The organism is Nocardia sp. GTS18, assembly GCF_013839555.1.
In the GTDB taxonomy this organism is placed as follows: domain Bacteria; phylum Actinomycetota; class Actinomycetes; order Mycobacteriales; family Mycobacteriaceae; genus Nocardia; species Nocardia rosealba.
The window spans coordinates 1-17,568 of sequence record NZ_JACBIU010000034.1 but is presented as its reverse complement, the minus strand read 5'-3'; the positions used below and the strand labels follow the sequence as shown (position 1 = coordinate 17,568).

The following is a 17,568-nucleotide window of genomic DNA, read 5'->3' as shown; positions in this document are numbered from 1 at the left end:
CACCTCACACCGCTGTACTCGTCGGGTCGGCGGCGCGGCGCAGCGCCCGCCGGAAGCCCGGCCGGTGCATGTCGTCGTGAAAAGTCAGGCCGAGGCGGTGTTCCTTGGCGTGATACATGGCCGCGTCGGCCTCGCGGATCAGGTCGTAGACGGTGGTGTCGCTGGGCCGGGTGCGCACGCACGCCACCCCGATACTGGCGGTGATGGGGATTTCCCCGCAGCTCAGCTCGAAGGGTCGCACGAACGCGCCGAGCAGATGTTCGGCGAGGACCGCGGCCTCGGCGCGGGTGCGCGGGGAGAGGACGACGAATTCGTCGCCGCCGTAGCGTGCGGTCACGTCGGTGCGCCGCGCCGTGCGACGGATGCGGGACGCGGCCCGCGCGATCAGCTCGTCGCCGATCGCGTGGCCGTAACTGTCGTTGACCATCTTGAAGCCGTCGAGGTCGATGAACAGCAGGCACAACGGTTTTCCCGCCCATTGCGTGCGCAGCCGCTGCGGTGCGCGCAGCAGTGCGGCCCGGTTGAGCAGTCCGGTGAGCACGTCGTGGTCGGCCCGGTACTGGGCGCGGCGTTCGCTGAACTGGCTGCGGGCGATGGCGCGCTCGCTGCGTACGAGCACACCGACCAGCAGCGAGGTGAGCAGCAGGCAGATCACCATCCGGTCGCCCGTGCCGAGGTCGGTGCCGACCACGCTCATCAGCGAGGCGCCGACCAGGGCCACCGCGATCACGCCCGCCCGCCTGCGCGAGCGGTGCGGATGGGCTTCGGCGCCGTCGCGGCTCACGTCCATCGTCGGGTGCAACGCGGCCAGTCCCGCCAGCAGATAGGCCAGCTGGTGCGGCACCAGGCCGAATGCGCTCTCGGGCGCGAGAAACCCTGCGGCCGAGAGGCTTTCGACCACACCCGAGACCAGCACCGCGAGCAGTGCCGCGTGCAACAGCCGCAAGGCGATGTCCGACCGGGCGACGGTCACGAGCGAGTGTGCCAGGGCTGTGAGCAGCAGTGCGTCGATCACCGGGTAGCTGGTGGCGATCACCGCGTCGACACCGCTGTTGTGGCGCAGAATCGGCGAGATCAGGAACGTCCACGAGGTCAGCAGCGCGCTGATCCCGATGAGGGTCGAGTCCAGCCAGGAGTCGCATGCGCCGGAGAGCCTGCGCGGCTGCAACCAGCCGACGGCGGCCAGCGCCAGGCACACGTAGGCGGCCAGGGTGCTCAGATCGTCGGCCGGATGCCAGGTGGCGTGCGTTTCCAGTTCGCGAATCGTGGTTCCTGCGGCGAAAAGGGGGATGGACGTGGCGAGCAGACACCACGGCAGCCGGTTGGCGGGCCGGAACCGGCGCAGACCGATGCCGATCATCGTCAGACTGCCCGCGGCCACGATCAGGAGCAGCAGGAACGACAGGGGGCGCCCACCGAGCAGCGGCGCGATCGCGATGACACCCACCGCGCCGAGCGAAGGCGTCCACCAGCGCGTACCACCCCGATGTGCTGTGCCGACCTTCATCAGATCCCCCTCGATCCGCCGCGACGCGCCGAGAAAACGTGGAGCCGGGGAATTCGGTTCGGGGTGTCGGCCGAGGAGCACCGAGTGTCGTTGTCCGAGTGGAATTCCCGGCCGGCGGGCGCGCCGACGCTGAAAAACCTTTACAACTGAGTCGATCATGACACGTCCCGCGCCGTCGCGATGGGGATTCGGCTGCCGCGCGGGTAGACGGTGTTTGATGGTCCGCAGGGGTGGTGAGCGGGGGCGGTGAGAAGGGAGTGTGGGTGGACAGGTGGATCGCGCCGGGCCGGGTCAACATCATCGGCGAGCACACCGACTACAACGACGGGTTCGTGCTGCCGATCGCGTTGTCGCTCGGGGTGGTGTGTGCGGCCGGGACGCGTACGGACGGCCGGGTGCGGGTCGAGTCGGCACAGCGGCCGGGTGAGGCCGTCGAACTGGCCCTGGATGATGTTGGCGGGCAACGCGATCAGCTGCCCGGCTGGGCGCGCTACCCGCTCGGTGTGGTGTGCGAGTTCGTCGCGGGTGGACGCCCGATCCCCGGGGTCGATCTCGAAATCGACGGCGCGGTGCCGATCGGTGCGGGTCTGTCGAGTTCGGCGGCGTTGTGTTGCGCGGTGACGGTCGCCCTGCGTGACCTGTTCGCGCCCGGCCTCGACGACCGGGCAATGGTACGGATCGCGCGTGCGGCCGAGAACGGTTTCGCCGGTGTGCCGACCGGCATCCTCGACCAGTCCGCCGCCATCCTGTGCACCGAGGGCCACGCCCTGTTCCTCGATGTGCGTGCCTACCTGAACGGCGAAGCCGGTGCGGTGGAACAGATCCCGTTCGATCTGCGGGCCGCGGGGCTGGCGCTGATCGTCGCCGACACCGGTCACCCACACGACCTGGCCGACGGCGGCTACGCCGAGCGGCGAAACGAATGCGCGGCGGCCGCCGCCGTCCTCGGCGTGCACGCCCTGCGTGACGCCACCGAGCTGAACATGGCCCGCCTGCACGATCCGGTGCTGCGCCGCAGGGCGACCCACGTCGTCACCGAGAACGATCGCGTCCTCGACGTGGTCACCCGCTTGCGTTCCGGCGCCGACCCGCGCGCCATCGGTCCCTTGCTCACTGCCTCCCACCGGTCACTGCGCGACGATTTCGAAGTCTCGACACCGGCGCTCGACCTCGCCGTCGACGCGGCGCTCGACGCGGGCGCCTACGGTGCGCGGATGGTCGGCGGCGGATTCGGCGGCAGCGTGCTCGCCCTGGTCGAACGCACCGACGCCGACCGGATCGGCGCCGCGATCGGGCGGCGCTTCGCGGCCGCCGGCCTGGCCGCGCCCCGGGTGATCACGGCCGAACCGGGGGCGGGCGCCCGCAAACTGGATTGAACGGTTGCCCAATTGTTCACCCCGTTTCGGGTGTGACGCGGGGCACGATCACGCACAGTGGTACCAACCGAAAACAGTTCGGCGGGCGTCGCAGCCCGCGCCGTGTGAACGACGCTCTACGCCGCCCGGTTCCCAGTTCAGGAGGGATCCACTGTGCCGCTTGCTAATTCGCTTCGACTGGACGCGGCTCCGGTCGATTACGCGCTGGTCGCCCTGTATTTCGTCTTCGTCCTCGGTATCGGCCTGATCGCGCGCAGTCGGGTGTCCTCCAGCGTCGACTTCTTCCTGTCCGGCCGGTCGCTGCCCGCCTGGGTGACGGGCCTCGCCTTCATCTCCGCCAACTTGGGCGCGGTGGAGATCATGGGCATGTCGGCCAACGGCGCTCAGTACGGCTTCCCCACGTTCAACTACTTCTGGATCGGCGCCGTGCCCGCGATGCTGTTCCTGGGCGTGGTGATGATGCCGTTCTACTACGGCTCCAAGGTGCGTTCGGTGCCGGAGTTCATGCGCCGGCGCTTCGGCACCGGCGCGCATCTGGTAAACGCGCTGAGTTTCGCCGTGGCGCAGGTGCTGATCGCCGGGGTGAACCTCTACCTGCTCGGCACCATCCTGAATGTGCTGCTCGGCTGGCCGCTGTGGATCTCGGTGGCGGTCGCCGCGGCGATCGTGCTCTCGTATGTCACCCTCGGTGGGCTCTCGGCCGCGATCTACAACGAGGTACTGCAGTTCTTCGTCATCGTCGCCGCGCTGCTGCCGCTCACCCTCGTCGGACTGCATCGGGTCGGCGGTTGGGACGGGTTGCAGGACAAGGTGAGTGCGTCACCGGGCGGCGCCGACCAGTTGCAGACCTGGCCGGGCAACGCGATGAGCGGGTTCACCGACAACTTCGCCTCGATCATGGGCATTGTGTTCGGCCTCGGCTTCGTGCTGTCGTTCGGCTACTGGACAACCAATTTCGTGGAGGTGCAACGAGCCCTCGCCACACATTCGATCGCGGCCGCGCAGCGCACGCCGATCATCGGCGCCTATCCGAAGATGTTCATCCCGCTGATCGTGGTGATCCCCGGCATGATCAGCGCGGTCCTCGTCCCGCAGATGATCGAGTACAAGCAGCAGGTCGCCGCGAACCCGGACTTCGAGGGCGATGTCACCTACAACCAGGCGCTGCTGTTCCTGATGAAAGAGGTGCTGCCCAACGGGTTGCTCGGCGTGGGGCTGGCCGGTCTGCTCGCGGCGTTCATGGCGGGCATGGCGGCCAATATCTCCGCGTTCAACACCGTGTTCAGTTTCGATCTGTGGCAGCAGTACGTGCGCAAGGACCGGTCCGACGGCTATTACCTGCGGGTCGGCCGGCTGGCCACGGTCGGTGCGACGGTGGCGGCGATCTTCACCGCGTTCATCGCGGGCGGGTTCAGCAACATGATGGACTACCTGCAGACGCTGTTCAGCTTCTTCAACGCGCCGCTGTTCGCCACCTTCATCCTCGGCATGCTGTGGAAGCGGATGACCGCGGCCGCGGGGTGGATCGGCCTGGTCAGCGGCACGCTGGCCGCCATCGTGGTATTCGTGCTCAACGAGACGGGGGTGACCTCGTTGTCGGGGCAGGGCGCCAGTTTCGTCGCCGCGGGTGTGGCCTTCGTCGTCGATATCGTCGTCAGCGTGGCGGTGACGATGGTGACCCGGCCGAAGCCGGCCGCCGAGCTGGTGGGCCTGGTGTATTCGGAGACCCCCAAGGCGCTGCGCACCGACGCCGACGCCGACTCGCTGCCCTGGTATCAGCGGCCGGTTCTGCTCGCCGGGATCGCGCTCGTGCTGGTGATCGCGCTCAATATCGTCATCGGATAAGGAGTCGTCGCAATGCTTTTCGATATCCGCACCATCATCGGTGCCCTGCTCGGCCTCTACGGTGTCGTGCTCGTGGTCACCTCACTGCTGCAGGACTCCGCCGCTCAGGAGGTGAAAACCGGTGGGGTCGACGTGAATCTGTGGGCCGGGCTCGGAATGGCCGGGGTGGCAGTGATATTCGTCGGCTGGGCGCTGCTGCGTCCCGTGCAGGTGCCCGAGGTGCCCGAGCAGACGCTGGAGGACTTCACCCACTAGGCCTCGATCGTGCCGGGAATGCCGTCCTGCACGACGAAACTGGCGCGAGTGCTGATGGGCGCGCCCGGCGAACGCACGTACGGCACGACCCGGAAGTCGTTGCGCCACAGCTGATGGTCCAGCTCCACCCGCACATAGCCGCGTTGCTTGTTGTAGAACCGCATGTGCGGGTTGGCGGCCAGCAGGGCACGGCCGGTGTCGGGGAAGTCCTCGCCGTCGCCGCCCGTACTGATCGAGGTGCCCGTGAATTCGGTGGCCACCACCGGTGATTCGGGATCGGTGTAGTCGCGGTGCAGGTCGGCGACGTAGTTCTCGTGCCGGTCACCGGTGATCACCACCAGGTTGGCCACGTCGTGGTCGACGGCGGCGCCGAGCACCGCATTGCGGTCGGCGATGTAGCCGTCCCAGGCGTCGGTGCCGAGCAGCAGATCCGGGCCGGGGTCGTAGTCGGATTCGGCCATGGCGACCTGGTTGCCGAGGATCTGCCAGCGCGCGGTGGACGCGGCGAAACCGTCGACGAGCCAGTCACGCTGGGCCGCACCGAGAATCGAGCGCCCGGTGGAGTACCGGTCGGCGCAGTCGAGCACCGCTTTGCCGTCGCCGCAGGCTTGCTCGTCGCGGTACTGCCTGGTGTCGATCATGGTGAATTCGGCCAGGTCACCGAAGCGGTAGCGGCGATGCAGACGGATCGACGAACCCGACGGGAGCTGGGCCAGACGCATCGGCTGATGCTCGTACATCGCCTGGAACGCGGCGGCTTTGCGGCGCCGGAACAGGAACGGCAGGCGGTGCACGTCGTTGCCGAGGCCGGGATGCTCACCGGCCCAGTTGTTGTCGAGTTCGTGGTCGTCGAAGGTGATCAGCCAGGGGAACGCGGCGTGGGCGGCTTGCAGGGGCGTTTCGGCCTTGGCCTGGGCATAGCGCAGCCGGTATCCGGCGAGGTCGACCGCTTCGCCCTCGAGCTGCGGCGGCAGCTTCACACCGCGCCGGGCGACCACCCACGAGGACTCGTAGATGTAGTCGCCCAGGTGGACGACGAGATCGAGGTCCTCGGCGGCCATGTGTTCATAAGCGGTGTAGTAACCCGAGCTCCACGACTGGCACGAGGCGAACGCGAATCGCATCCGCTGCGTCGACCGGTCCGGCGGCGGCGCGGTGCGGGTGCGTCCGACCGGTGAGATGGCCGAGCCCGCGCGGAAGCGGTAGTAGTACCAGCGATCCGGCGCCAGACCGGTCACCTCGGGATGCACGCTGTGCCCGAGCGCACGGGTGGCCACCGCCGAACCCCGGACGACGACCTTGCTGAATCGTTCGTCCTCGGCGACCTCGTAGTCGACCGTCACCGGGTCGACCGGCATGCCGCCGTACCCGTCGGGGGCCAGCGGGTCGGGGGCGAGCCGGGTCCACAGCACCACGCCGTCGGGTGTCGGTTCGCCGGATGCCACGCCGAGGGAGAACGGTTCGCCCAGGAAGCGTGGCGCGGGAAACGGTGCGCTGCTCGCCGCCGACACCCCGACCGCCGCCACGATCGACCCGGTCGCGCCGTATCGGAGGAATTGCCGCCGGTCGATCGCCATGCCCCGATCCTAAGCATCCCGCGCCGGGCAGACCGTGCACGCGAGGAAAGAGCTGGTCGCCGGGCTGAAAGCGGCTGTCGGCGAGGCGGTTTCACCTCGCCGACAGCGCACTCAGCTGTTCGGGTAGGCGCGGGCGGCCAGGCCGAGCGCCACGTCGATCAGGAAGAACCCCAGCAGGCTCAACCCGAGCAGGGGCACGAACCACCCGATCACCACGGCCGCCGCGACGAGCGGAACCGTGATCCACAGCGACGTCTTGCGCAGCACTCCGCGCCGCGGGGGCATCGGCAACGAGCCCGCGCGGGTGGGCCGCCGCTGCCACCACATCCGGTAGCCGAGGACGATCATGACCACGAGACCGAGCATGATCGCCAGCAGCAACAGCTGGTTGACCAGGCCGAACAGCAGACCCATGTGGAAGGCGATACCCCAGTTGGTGAGCTTTGCCATCAGCGGCCAGTCGGCGTAGGCGAGCCGATCGGTGACCGTGCCGTCGCCGTCGACCGCGACGGAGTCGATCGTGTAGGTGCCCGGCCGGCGCAACTCCTTGACTCCGAAGGCGGCGTCCGATTCCGCCGGAACAGTGATCTCGGCGGCCTGGGTGATGCCGTTGGCACGCGCGGCCTCGTAGACCCGATCGATTTGGACGATGCGGGCGCTCTGGTCGGCTGGGGCCGGTGTGGTGGTGCCGCCGCTGTGGTGGTCGCCGCCGGCGGTGGCCGGTGCCTGCGCGCCCGGGAGCGCGACGCTGACAGCCGGGGTGGTCCAGCTCATTTCCTCACGCAGCTTCGTCACGTTCTCACCGGCATAGACCGACCAGGTCAGACCCGTCGCCGAGAGCAACAGGACCACCGGGAGCGTCCACACACCGATCGCGCCGTGCCAGTTCATCTTCCGGCGTCTCGGCTGCGAGAGATCCGGCGCCACCAGCCACCGGGCACCGTTGCGCGCGCGACGCTTGCGCACCCGGTTCACCCACAGCACCAGCCCGAACAGGGCGATCACCCACAGCCAGGAGGCCGCGAGTTCGCTGTAGAGCCGACCGGGTTCACCCAGGTGCAGGCTCCGGTGGAACTCGCTGAGCCAGGCACGCAACGGCAGCGCGCCACCACTGCCGTAGACGACGGCCTCGCCCACCGGCTGGGCGGTGTGCGGGTCGACGAACACCGAGAGACGTTCGGAATCACCCAGCGAAGGATCGTTGAACAACACCCTCGTGGTTTCACCGTCGGCCGCGGCCGGGGCGACAGCCACCAACGCCAGGTCGGGCTTGCCGGCGACCGCCGCGCCCACCTGCGCCGACAATGCCTGATCCGGCCCGGAGGTCTGCACCTGAAGCAGATCCCGCGACACGAACCCTTCGATCGTCGGCGCGATCGCATACAGCGCGCCGGTGAGCGCCGCGATCAGGATGAACGGGGCCACGAAGAACCCCGCGTAGAAATGCAGCCGCATGGCCAACGGAGCGACCCGCATCCCGCGCCGTGCGCGAGGTGCCCGCTCACCGTCCGCGACCGAACTCTCGGCCGGACGAATATCGGTAATACTCATCATCATTCGTTTCTGAAGTAGTGAAGCCCGGTGTTCACCATCGCGAGCAGCAGCCACCGCATGTTTGAGCGCTCTCGCCGAGGTAGGCCTCGGCAGCTCGCGCAGAATCGACATCCGCGCTGGAAGACACGAGCCACCGCGGCTTTCGCCGGCCCGGGCGCTCCGCCGACACGAAGTCGGAGTTGTCCGGCACGAGCCCACCGAACGACTTTGCGCGGCATGCCTCGGCCGCCGCTGTGCGAGCCACAGTGGCCGACGCCGTGAGGGGAGCTTCCAGCTGCCGACCACGATGAGCCGCCAGAGCGGAGCTGTGCGAGCGCACCGACCTCCGCGATCAAGACGAGCGGGCGCGCACGAAGCCAGTCGGCCGGCGAGACCCACAGCCGCCGAGCACGGGGGCATGCATTGGTGACCAGTGCACGAGAATGCGCGCACCGGGAAAGGTCAGAAGGCGAAGGCGAGAGGCGGGGCTCGGGTGCGCAGCGATCGCGCTGTGAGGACGCGCAGAATGACGCGGTCGCGGTGGGTCAGGCGCAGAGGTGCGCGACCGGGAATGCGCGGGGTGCGGTAGCGCTGGGGGAGGGCGCGGGCCAGCAGGGCGCCCACGGCGCGGTAAGCGGCTTCGGCGCCGATGACGACCACCGCGGCGAGCACCGCCGCGACAGTGTGCGCCGTGAGCATGCCGAGGCCGAGCGAATCCTCCACGTGGTGTCCGTGACCGGACCAGCTCATCGTGGTGTGACCCACGAGTTGACCACCCAGCAGCACCACCGCGAGCCCGCGCGCACCGTGACGCACCGGCCCGGCCACCAGCGCACCGACCACGGCCGACACCGCCGCCAGCAGCACGACCGTGGTGCTGCCCGGCATGGCGCTCCCGGCGGCCAGCCCGTGGGCGGCCAGCGACAACGCACCCGACATCGAGCCCGCACAGGCACCGCGCACGCGCGCGCCGAGGGCACGCGACGGCGCGGACGCCTGCCGGAACTCGATGATCACCGGCCGATGATAAAGCACCGCCGAGACGGGTCCCGACGGTGCGACGGGATCACTGCCCGTCGATGTCCATCTCGATCAGCGGCTTACGCAGCAGCTTGCCGGTCGCGTTGCGGGGGAGTTCGTCGAGGAAGATCACTTCGCGCGGCACCTTGTAGCGGGCCAGGTTCTGGCGCACGAAGTCCTTGATCTCGTCGGCATCCCGAGCGGAGTCGGGCCCGGGCACGACGAAGGCGCGCAACCGTTTCCCGTAGTCGCGGTCGTCGACGCCGACCACGGCCGCTTCGAACACGTCGTGGCGGCCCGCGATGAGGTTCTCCACCTCGAGCGGGAAGACGTTCTCACCGCCGGACACGATCATGTCGTCGTCGCGACCGTCGATGTAGAGCAGGCCGTCGGCGTCGAAATGGCCGACGTCACCGCTGGACATCATGCCGTCGACCATCTCCTTGGTCCGGCCGTCGGTGTAACCGGTGAAGGCGAAACCGTTGTCCACGAAGATCGTGCCGGTGACGTTCGGCTCGGTGATGGGCTTGCGGTTCTCGTCGAGCAGCACGATGCGGATACCGACCGGCGGCTTGCCCGCGGTGGTCGGCGACTTGCGCAGATCCTCCGGGGTCGCCACGGTCATCACCGCGCATTCGGTGGAACCGTAGAGGTTGTAGAGGCTGTCGCCGAAGTAGTCCAGGCAGCGGGTCACCACATCGGGCGCGATGGCCGAGCCCGCCGCGAAGATCACCTTGATCGTGGACGGGTCGTACTTCGCCAGGATCTTCTCGTCCAGGTCGAGGATGCGCTGCAGCATCGTCGGGACCACGACCAGCGAATCCGCCTGGTACTTCACGATATTGGCCAGGGTCTGTTCGGGGTCGAACTTGCGCTGCTGGAAGATCACCCGGTTGCCCAGCGCCAGACCGAGGGTGAACTGCGACAGACCGGTGCCGTGGAAGATCGGCGCCGCCATGATCATCGTGCCGTTGTAGGGCAGCGGCACGCGGTCGACGAACTGGGCCGACGCGAACGGGCTCACCTTGTCGCGCGGGGCACCCTTGGGGGTACCGGTGGTGCCGCTGGTCAGGATGACCATGCCGCCCGGCTTGCTCGGCGGGGTCAGCGGTTCCACCGAGCGCCCCGAGATCAGCGACTCGACCGTCGGGATCGACGGGTCGACACCGTGCGCCTCGTCGACCCAGGTCAGGATGCGCGGGATCTCGGCGGGAATGGCGCTCATGAGATCCATGAATTCGCTGTCGTGCAGCACCGCCTTGACCTTCTCGCGGGTGGCCACGTCGGCGAACTGCGGTTTGGCGAAGCCGGTGTTCATCAGGACCGCGCGCACGCCGAGCTTGCCCGCCGCGAGCAGGCTCAGCACCATGCCACGGTGGTCACGCGCCAGCACGGCGATCACATCGCCCTCGCTGATGCCACTGGCGCGCAGCCCACGAGCCAGGGCGCTCGACTGCTCGTCGAGCAGCCCGAAGGTGAGCTCACCGCGTTCGTCGACGATCGCGCCCGCACCGGGTCGCGTCTGGGCGGCGTGCATGACCACACCGGCGAACGGGCCGAATTTCGACACATTGCGGAACGAGCGCGCGGCATGGTCGAGACGCAACGGGTTGAACAGCTTGCGGTCGACCATGACCTTGACACCGAGGGCGAAATCGCCCGCGCGTCGAGCCGTGCCGCCTAGCGCGGGCAGAGACAGAGACATCGAACAGCCTTTCGGCAGACCGAGCCCGCGTCACCGCGGGGCCGGACCGCGTCTTCGAGATCCAGTGCTGGTGCTAACAATAGCAAGCACGACGCTCTTACTGTGTCGCCCGTCTCAGCGCTGAGCCATCACTGTGACACCTCATAGTCGATGAGCACCCGGCGCAGGATCTTGCCGGTGGCATTACGGGGCAGTTCCTCGACGAACACCACCTCGCGCGGCACCTTGAAGCGGGCCAGGTTCTCCTTCACGTGGGCCTGCAGCGCGGCGGCGTCGGGCGTGTGGCCGGACTCGGGAACGACGAAGGCGCGCAGTCGTTTTCCGAACTCGGGGTCGTCGACGCCGACCACCGCCACATCGAACACCTGTGGGTGCTCGATCAGCAGGTTCTCCACCTCCTGCGGGTAGACGTTCTCGCCGCCGGAGACGATCATGTCGTCGTCGCGGCCGTCGACCATGAGCAGGCCGGACTCGGTGAAATGGCCCATGTCGCCGCTGGACATGAAACCGTCGATGATCTGCTTGTGCCTGCCGTCGGTGTAGCCCTCGAACGGGGCACCACTGCGCACGAAGATCCGGCCCTTGGCACCGGGTTCGCGGACCGGCTGGTCGTGCTCGTCGTAGAGGCGGACCTCGCAGGTGATGGGGGAGCGGCCGACCGTGCCCGGCGCCTCCGCCAGTTCGGCGGGGTTGGCGATGGAGGCGATGGCCACCTCGGTGGAGCCGTAGAGGTTGTAGAGCACCGGCCCGAACACCTCGGTGGCCCGGATGCACAGCTCCGGGGTGAGCGCCGACCCGGCGAACAGGATGACCTTCAGCGACGACAGGTCGTATTTCGCGCGGACCTCGGCGGGCAGCTCGGTCATCCGGTGCAGCATCGTCGGCACGCAGACCAGCATCTCCACCTTGTGCTCGGCGATCGAGGCCAGCGTGGCCTCGGCGTCGAAGCGGCGCCGCATCACGATCTTGTTCGACAGGATGGTGCCGACCAGCCAGGTGCCCAGACCCGTGCTGTGGAAGATCGGCGAGACGATCATCATCACGCCGCGCTTGGGGAAGGGCACCCGGTCGACGAACTGCGCGGTGGCCATCGGCGTCACCTTGGTGCGCGGCGCGCCCTTGGGCAGGCCGGTGGTGCCGCTGGTGAGAATGATGAAACCGCCCGGCTTGCTCGGCGCGGGCAGCGGCTCGGCGGAGTTGGCGGCGATCAGGTCGTCGAAAGTGGTTGCGCCCGACGGGATCTCGGCGCCCTCGTCGACCCAGGTGAGGTAGCGCGGCAGGTCGGCGGGTAGTGCGTCGAGCAGGCCGAGGAACTCGCTGTCGTGCAGGATCGCGCGCACCTTCTCGCGCTCGCACACCTCGGCGAACTGCGGTTTGGCGAACCCGGTGTTCATCAGCGCGATGCGCGCCCCGAGCTTGCCCGCGGCGATCATCGACATGATCAGACCGCGATGGTCGCGCGCCAGGACCGCGATCACCATGCCCTCGCTGATCCCGGCCGCCTGTAGACCACGGGCCACCGCCGTGGACTGGTCGTCGAGTTCGCGGTAGGTGAGTTCGCCGCGTTCGTCGGCCAGGGCGACCTGTTCGGGGGCGACGCGGGCGGAGTGCCGGACCAGGGTGGCCTGCGGGCCGTAGATCTTGGACTCTTTCATCGTCCGCAGGGTCTCGAGCGGCTTGGTGGGATCGGAAACGCCACGCGAACGCAGAACACCGAGGGCTTTCACCGTTTCGAGAAGATGGGCCACGTTCACTCGACTACCTCCACACATCGTTTGTCTCGATGCTCACGGTAGCAGTGTGGTGGCCTGCGTCACAGTGGCAAATCAGGGCAATTGGGACAATTCCCAATCATCGCTGCGCGCTGGCCAGCGCGGCGAGCAGCGGAACCAGCCTGCCCTCGGGCACCTCGAAGCGGCCGAGGCCCGCGGTCTGCAACCAGCCGACCGCGGCCAGCTGACGCAGATGCTGATAGATCTCGGCCGAGGTGCCCAATTCGGCGATGGCCGCCAGGTCCGCGGCGGTGCGGCGACCGTACACGATCTCGCGGAGCAGTCGCAGGCGTACGGGATCGGCAAGGGCGGCAAGGCAATTGGCCGCTTCGATGGTCCAGATGTCGCCGACGATGGCGTCGGTGGCGTACTGCGCCTGCCAGTCCACCCGCTCACCTGTCGGCAGCTTCAGCGCGCCTGCCAGCAGGACGCCGCCGTTGCGGTCGCCCGCGTCGTCGAATTCCGCGCGCAATCGCGCCACCGCCCAGGGCAGCCGCTCGTCGGTGTGCGCGGTGCCTTCGAGGGCGGCGACCCGCCGCTCCAATGCCTCGAGTCGCTCGTCCAGATCCACGCGGTCGATGCTATTGGAGCGCTGGCGCGCTCGAGGTTCGCGGCCCCGCAAGTCCCGACGATCAGGCACCGTTGCTTGCTCCTTTGTCGCCTACGCAACGGCACCTGATCGTCGGGACGGCCGCGAACGCCGCTTCACGGCGATCCCTCCTCGGGGTCGGGATGTCGTTGGTGCGGAGGAGGGGCCGCCGGCGACTGATCGTGTTCTCGGCGGTTATCGCGTGACGGCGCCGAACGACGGCTGCTGGATGTGGCCCAGCCGGTAGGCGTAGCCGTCCGGCTGGCCTGCGTCGGGCCAGCGGTGCCACAGGCTGCCGTACACCGCCGCGACGATCAGGCCGCCGCCGGTGTTCAGCGGTGCGGTGCGGATGGTGGTGTCGACGGGGACGTCCATGTGCTCGGTGAGCACAGCGGTACCACTCTGCCCGTTCGACAGGTTCAGCCACATCACCTCGAGCTTGGCGCCGTTCTGATTCGGCGAGATGGTGCCCGGTCCGCCGAAGAAGCCGAAGCGGAAACCGTCGACATCGAGCGCGATACCCGAGCCGTACACGCCGGGTCCGCCACCGTTCTGGCCGATATCCGAGGTGGCGGGGATCTGGAACGGCTGGGCGGGCAGGGCGACATCGACCGTGCCGTCGGCCACGAGTTGGTCCAGCGCGGCGAGGGCACCCGGGTTGCCCGCGACCGAGGTACGCAACTGGGAAACGGCGGCGGCCACGTCGACGGTCTTGGTTTCGGTCGGCTCGGCGGCCGCGGGGCCGGCGAAAACAATGGCGGCGGCGGCCGAGGTGGCGGCTACCGCGGTGGTGAAACGACGCATGAAACTCTGCATAACCAGCTCTCCTAGAGTGTTCCTGGTACAGCTTTTCCTGTCGATGGCACCGTAACGGAGACCTGGATCACGTTTATCGCCCGCCCCCGCGAAAATACAGTTCAGGGCATGGGGGCTACGTGCACCTTGTATCCGCGATACAACTCGGGTTTCGCGGTGAGCACCGGCATGTCGAGATTCTGCGCGGTGAAGACAACCGGTGCGATGAGCGGCCAATCGGTGTGATTGTCGGCGATGGGAACGGTGGTTCCCGTGCGAATGGCGCCCGCCGCGTCGAGATCGGCCCAGCGCACCGCGACCCGGTTGTCGAGCAGGCGGCCGAGTTCGTCGACATTGTCGACCGCGCGCATGGCGGCCATCAGGCTCACCGTCGGCACCACCATGATGCGGCGCTGCTGGGTGAACTGGCGCATGATGACCTGCCCGAACAGCGGGGACAGGGCGAGCGAGGTGAGGGCGGTGTGGTCGGCGACGCTCACCGGCGGCTCGCGCTCGTGCCGTCGAGCGCGCCCATCACCTTGCTCAGTTTCGCCTCCGCCTCGGCGATGTCCTCGGCGGAATGCTGTTTGATCCGGTCGTCGAGCCTGCCGAGGATCTGTTCGCGCAGGTCGTCGTTGAAATAGGCGGGCGGCAATGCCGCGTGCCGCAAGACTTCCGCCGGTACCACTGCGACCAATTCTTTCCCCTCCCTGGTGACGATCACCGGTCGTCCGCTCGCGGACACCCCGTCGAAAACACTACCGAGCTGACCCCGTAATTCGGTCAGCGGAACACTGTCGTAATCGGCCATATCCCACTGTACATCGCTGTGTACAGTGGGACACGGCGAATTTCGGCTCAGGCGGCCTTGCGGGCCGGCTCGCTGCGGTACCGGGTGACGGGTCCGTCGATGCCGAGCAGCCGCCACGCCAGGCGCGAAACCGGGTTCATCAGCCCGCTGTTGGTGGCCAGGGCGCGTACATCGCCGAAGATGTTGCGCATCATGGTCTGCGATTCCGGGTTCGACCAGTAGGCCTCGCGCATCACCTCGGCGGGGATGTCGAACTTCTCGACGAACTCCTTGGGCGGGGTCATGATCATGTCGAGCATGATCCGCATCGCGACCGGGAACAGCACCGACAGCAGGGATTTGGTGACCACGTTCATGCCCGGCACGTTGCGGCGCAGGTACTCGTGGGCGAAGGAGATGTGGCGGGCCTCCTCGGCCACGTGGATCTGCATCACCCGGTGCACCATCGGATGCAGGTCCACACCGCCGCGCAGCAGCGACTTCTGCAGGTGATCGATCGGTTCCTCGCCGCCGAGGATCATCGTGAAGAACAGCTCGGGGAAGTACTTGACCGCGGGCCAGATGATCATCGTGAGCTTGCGGTCGATCGTGCCCATGCCGATCACATCGCGGTAGCCGATGCGGTTGATCATCTCCTGGAACATCATCGTGTGGTTGCACTCTTCGGCGGCCTCGTGCGTGACGTACCGGAATTCCGGGTCACCGTTGGGCACCGAGATCAGGTACTGCATGAGGCCGCGGATGAGCAGCTGCTCGAAATCCAGGCCGACCTTGGCGATACCGGCCTGGCGCCACATCCCGATGGCGATCTGCTTCTCGATCGGTTGCGCCTTGTACCAGGGGTGACGGCCGAGCGGGTCCTCGTCGGGCATGATCCAGCGCGGGTCGTCGCTGTGCACGGCGAACTCGGGCGAATCCCAATCGATGTCGACATAGGGATCGAAGTGCCGGTTCACCGAGCCTTCGGACAGGTTGCGCAGGATCTCGTGGTACTCGGGATCGGTCGCGGTGTTCTTGGCTGTCGACAGCATCAGCGGTGTCTCCTTCGTGTGGCGCAGCTCGCACGTTATATGAGACCCGGGGTCTCAGACAAGTGTCGACTCGCCGTAGGATGAGGCTGCTCCACGGAATCCGATCGCCCCGCCGCGCACCGAAGGAGTGAGAACCCGATGCCTCGACTGACACCGGAGAAGGCCCGTTGGCCCGCCCTGAAGGTCGACACCTGGGCCGATACCCGCGACACCCTGCACATGTGGTCGCAGATCGTTGGCAAGCTGAAGATGGCGGGCACGCCGCTGATCAACCACTGGTGGAACGTCACGTTCACGGTGAGCGCGCGGGGGCTGGCCACCGGCGCCATCCCGGTCGACGGCCGCATTCTCGACATCGAATTCGATTTCGCCGCACACGAACTCGTGCTGCGCACCAGCGACGGACGCCGGGCCACGCTCGCGCTGCGACCACGCACCGTCGCCGATTTCTACGCCGAGCTCGTCGCGGTGCTCGGACGCTTGGACATCACGGTCGATATCGAGGCCTCACCGAACGAGGTCGACCCCGCGATCCCGTTCGCCGAGGACACCGTTCATCAGTCCTACGACGCCGATGCGGTCGGCATCTACTGGCAGCAACTCGTGCAGGCGAACCGGGTGTTCCAGCTGTGGCGAGCCGGCTTCGCCGGAAAGTCCAGCCCGGTGCATCTGTTCTGGGGTTCGCTCGACCTGGCCTGCACCCGCTTCTCCGGGCGTAGCGCGCCCACGCATCCCGGCGGGGCACCCAACTGCGCGAACTGGGTGATGGAGGAGGCGTATTCGCGTGAATGCGCCAGCGCGGGTTTCTGGCCCGGCGGAACCGAAGGCATGTTCTACGCCTACAGCTATCCGGCCCCCGACGGATACTCGTCGCGGCCCGTGGGACCCGACGGCGCGCACTGGGACGCGGCACTCGGCGAGTTCGTCCTGCCGTACGAGGTGGTTCGTGAGTCGGACGACCCCGACGCCACCCTCCTGCACTTCCTCGATACGACCTACGCCGCCGCTGCCGACCTGGCCGACTGGGATCGGGCGCTGCTCGACGTGAACCCGCACCGCCTGGACCGCCGCCTCCACGCCGACGACACGACAACCATCTGAGGTCACTCCCGTTCGGCGGTCTTCTCCGCTGCTTCCCGGCGCTGCCGGTAGAGCAGGATTCCCGCCGCGACCAGCCAGATCACCGCGTAGACGGCCGCTCGCATCGCACTCCAGTTCGCGGCGAGCAAACCGATCGCCACGCCACCGGCCACGCCCAGGATCATCACGGCATTCGGCTTCGAGTTCTTCCCCACGGTGCGAATCATCGCACGTCGATGAGTTTCGGGCGGTCGCGTCGTCGGTACCGGTAGCGAGCGACGAATGGGAGACGTGGTCATGGACGACGCGCAGGTGCAGAACTGGGTGCGAGCCGAACGGCTCGCCCTCGCCGACTTTCTCGAAGACCTCACCCCCGGCGAATGGGCAACGCCGTCGCTGTGCCCCGGCTGGACGATCCACGACGTCCTCGCTCACGTCAGCACCACCGATACGCTGCGCGAGACCCTCGTGGCCGTCCTGCGTGCCAAGGGCAACTGGAACCGGATGAACGCCGACATGGCCACCACCCGCGCCGCCCGCCACACCCCGGCCGAACTGCTCACCGAACTCCGCGCCTTCGCCGACTCGACCCGCCGCGCACCCGGCGCCGGCGTCCTCGACCCCCTGGTCGACATCATCGTCCACGGCCAAGACATCGCCCGCCCCCTCGCC

General features: G+C 67.9%; 17 protein-coding genes. 5 read left to right on the top strand and 12 right to left on the bottom strand.

What is annotated here, in order from left to right:
- Positions 1–4 precede the first annotated feature (4 nt).
- A complete protein-coding gene (locus HYG95_RS21185; protein ID WP_181700373.1) occupies positions 5–1,507 on the bottom strand; it encodes a GGDEF domain-containing protein in 1,503 nt (500 codons plus the stop codon).
- Positions 1,508–1,770: 263 nt separating this feature from the next.
- On the opposite strand from HYG95_RS21185, the gene galK reads away from it, so the two are divergent.
- The 3 genes from galK to HYG95_RS21170 all read left to right on the top strand — a co-directional run bounded on the left by galK (position 1,771) and on the right by HYG95_RS21170 (position 4,983).
- Positions 1,771–2,883 carry a galactokinase gene (galK, locus tag HYG95_RS21180; RefSeq protein WP_181700371.1) on the top strand — a complete coding sequence of 371 codons (1,113 nt, stop codon included), beginning with the start codon at positions 1,771–1,773 and terminating at the stop codon, positions 2,881–2,883.
- A 153-nt stretch (positions 2,884–3,036) separates the two neighbouring features.
- Positions 3,037–4,728 carry a sodium:solute symporter family protein gene (locus tag HYG95_RS21175; RefSeq protein ID WP_181700369.1) on the top strand — a complete coding sequence of 564 codons (1,692 nt, stop codon included), beginning with the start codon at positions 3,037–3,039 and terminating at the stop codon, positions 4,726–4,728.
- A 12-nt stretch (positions 4,729–4,740) separates the two neighbouring features.
- Positions 4,741–4,983: a hypothetical protein gene (locus tag HYG95_RS21170; protein WP_181700366.1), complete on the top strand. Its 243-nt coding sequence runs from the start codon at positions 4,741–4,743 to the stop codon at positions 4,981–4,983.
- Here the strand turns inward: HYG95_RS21170 and HYG95_RS21165 are convergent.
- The 10 genes from HYG95_RS21165 to HYG95_RS21120 form a co-directional block, all read right to left on the bottom strand.
- The gene (locus HYG95_RS21165) at positions 4,980–6,560 is read right to left on the bottom strand and encodes an alkaline phosphatase (protein WP_181700364.1); all 1,581 of its coding nucleotides are present in this window, start codon (positions 6,558–6,560) and stop codon (positions 4,980–4,982) included. The two genes, HYG95_RS21170 and HYG95_RS21165, sit on opposite strands and share 4 nt — an antisense overlap.
- Positions 6,561–6,671: 111 nt before the next feature.
- Positions 6,672–8,111 carry a PepSY domain-containing protein gene (locus HYG95_RS21160; protein WP_181700361.1) on the bottom strand — a complete coding sequence of 480 codons (1,440 nt, stop codon included), beginning with the start codon at positions 8,109–8,111 and terminating at the stop codon, positions 6,672–6,674.
- A 444-nt stretch (positions 8,112–8,555) separates the two neighbouring features.
- Positions 8,556–9,110, bottom strand: a complete 555-nt coding sequence (locus HYG95_RS21155; RefSeq protein WP_181700359.1) for a hypothetical protein — start codon at positions 9,108–9,110, stop codon at positions 8,556–8,558.
- Between the two features lie 49 nt (positions 9,111–9,159).
- On the bottom strand, positions 9,160–10,818 hold the full coding sequence (locus HYG95_RS21150; protein WP_181700357.1) for an acyl-CoA synthetase: 1,659 nt from the start codon (positions 10,816–10,818) through the stop codon (positions 9,160–9,162).
- Between the two features lie 128 nt (positions 10,819–10,946).
- Positions 10,947–12,590, bottom strand: coding sequence for an acyl-CoA synthetase (locus HYG95_RS21145; RefSeq protein ID WP_181700355.1), 1,644 nt, complete (start codon positions 12,588–12,590; stop codon positions 10,947–10,949).
- Positions 12,591–12,669: 79 nt separating this feature from the next.
- Positions 12,670–13,161 carry a helix-turn-helix transcriptional regulator gene (locus HYG95_RS21140; protein WP_181700353.1) on the bottom strand — a complete coding sequence of 164 codons (492 nt, stop codon included), beginning with the start codon at positions 13,159–13,161 and terminating at the stop codon, positions 12,670–12,672.
- A gap of 213 nt (positions 13,162–13,374) precedes the next feature.
- The gene (locus HYG95_RS21135; RefSeq protein ID WP_255495599.1) at positions 13,375–13,995 is read right to left on the bottom strand and encodes a hypothetical protein; all 621 of its coding nucleotides are present in this window, start codon (positions 13,993–13,995) and stop codon (positions 13,375–13,377) included.
- Between the two features lie 101 nt (positions 13,996–14,096).
- On the bottom strand, positions 14,097–14,474 hold the full coding sequence (locus tag HYG95_RS21130; RefSeq protein ID WP_067491626.1) for a hypothetical protein: 378 nt from the start codon (positions 14,472–14,474) through the stop codon (positions 14,097–14,099).
- Positions 14,471–14,785 carry a type II toxin-antitoxin system Phd/YefM family antitoxin gene (locus tag HYG95_RS21125; protein ID WP_181700350.1) on the bottom strand — a complete coding sequence of 105 codons (315 nt, stop codon included), beginning with the start codon at positions 14,783–14,785 and terminating at the stop codon, positions 14,471–14,473. Before HYG95_RS21125 ends, HYG95_RS21130 begins: the two co-directional genes overlap by 4 nt.
- A 47-nt stretch (positions 14,786–14,832) precedes the next feature.
- A complete protein-coding gene (locus HYG95_RS21120) occupies positions 14,833–15,816 on the bottom strand; it encodes a diiron oxygenase (RefSeq protein ID WP_181700348.1) in 984 nt (327 codons plus the stop codon).
- Between the two features lie 138 nt (positions 15,817–15,954).
- On the opposite strand from HYG95_RS21120, the gene HYG95_RS21115 reads away from it, so the two are divergent.
- The gene (locus HYG95_RS21115) at positions 15,955–16,917 is read left to right on the top strand and encodes a DUF5996 family protein (RefSeq protein ID WP_181700346.1); all 963 of its coding nucleotides are present in this window, start codon (positions 15,955–15,957) and stop codon (positions 16,915–16,917) included.
- A 2-nt stretch (positions 16,918–16,919) separates the two neighbouring features.
- Here the strand turns inward: HYG95_RS21115 and HYG95_RS21110 are convergent, their stop codons facing one another.
- On the bottom strand, positions 16,920–17,111 hold the full coding sequence (locus HYG95_RS21110; protein WP_181700344.1) for a hypothetical protein: 192 nt from the start codon (positions 17,109–17,111) through the stop codon (positions 16,920–16,922).
- A gap of 67 nt (positions 17,112–17,178) precedes the next feature.
- Between HYG95_RS21110 and HYG95_RS21105 the strand changes: the two genes are divergently transcribed.
- Positions 17,179–17,568 (top strand): maleylpyruvate isomerase family mycothiol-dependent enzyme (locus tag HYG95_RS21105; protein ID WP_255495598.1); only part of this gene is annotated, 390 nt, incomplete at its 3' end.

Coding starts and splice junctions, on each gene's coding strand:
- HYG95_RS21145 (WP_181700355.1), bottom strand. CDS start 12,590: ATGTGTGGAGGTAGTCGAGTGAACGTGGCCCATCTTCTCGAAACGGTG.
- HYG95_RS21160 (WP_181700361.1), bottom strand. CDS start 8,111: ATGAGTATTACCGATATTCGTCCGGCCGAGAGTTCGGTCGCGGACGGT.
- HYG95_RS21125 (WP_181700350.1), bottom strand. CDS start 14,785: ATGGCCGATTACGACAGTGTTCCGCTGACCGAATTACGGGGTCAGCTC.
- HYG95_RS21150 (WP_181700357.1), bottom strand. CDS start 10,818: ATGTCTCTGTCTCTGCCCGCGCTAGGCGGCACGGCTCGACGCGCGGGC.
- HYG95_RS21170 (WP_181700366.1), top strand. CDS start 4,741: ATGCTTTTCGATATCCGCACCATCATCGGTGCCCTGCTCGGCCTCTAC.
- HYG95_RS21165 (WP_181700364.1), bottom strand. CDS start 6,560: ATGGCGATCGACCGGCGGCAATTCCTCCGATACGGCGCGACCGGGTCG.
- HYG95_RS21185 (WP_181700373.1), bottom strand. CDS start 1,507: ATGAAGGTCGGCACAGCACATCGGGGTGGTACGCGCTGGTGGACGCCT.
- HYG95_RS21115 (WP_181700346.1), top strand. CDS start 15,955: ATGCCTCGACTGACACCGGAGAAGGCCCGTTGGCCCGCCCTGAAGGTC.
- HYG95_RS21135 (WP_255495599.1), bottom strand. CDS start 13,995: ATGCAGAGTTTCATGCGTCGTTTCACCACCGCGGTAGCCGCCACCTCG.
- HYG95_RS21120 (WP_181700348.1), bottom strand. CDS start 15,816: ATGCTGTCGACAGCCAAGAACACCGCGACCGATCCCGAGTACCACGAG.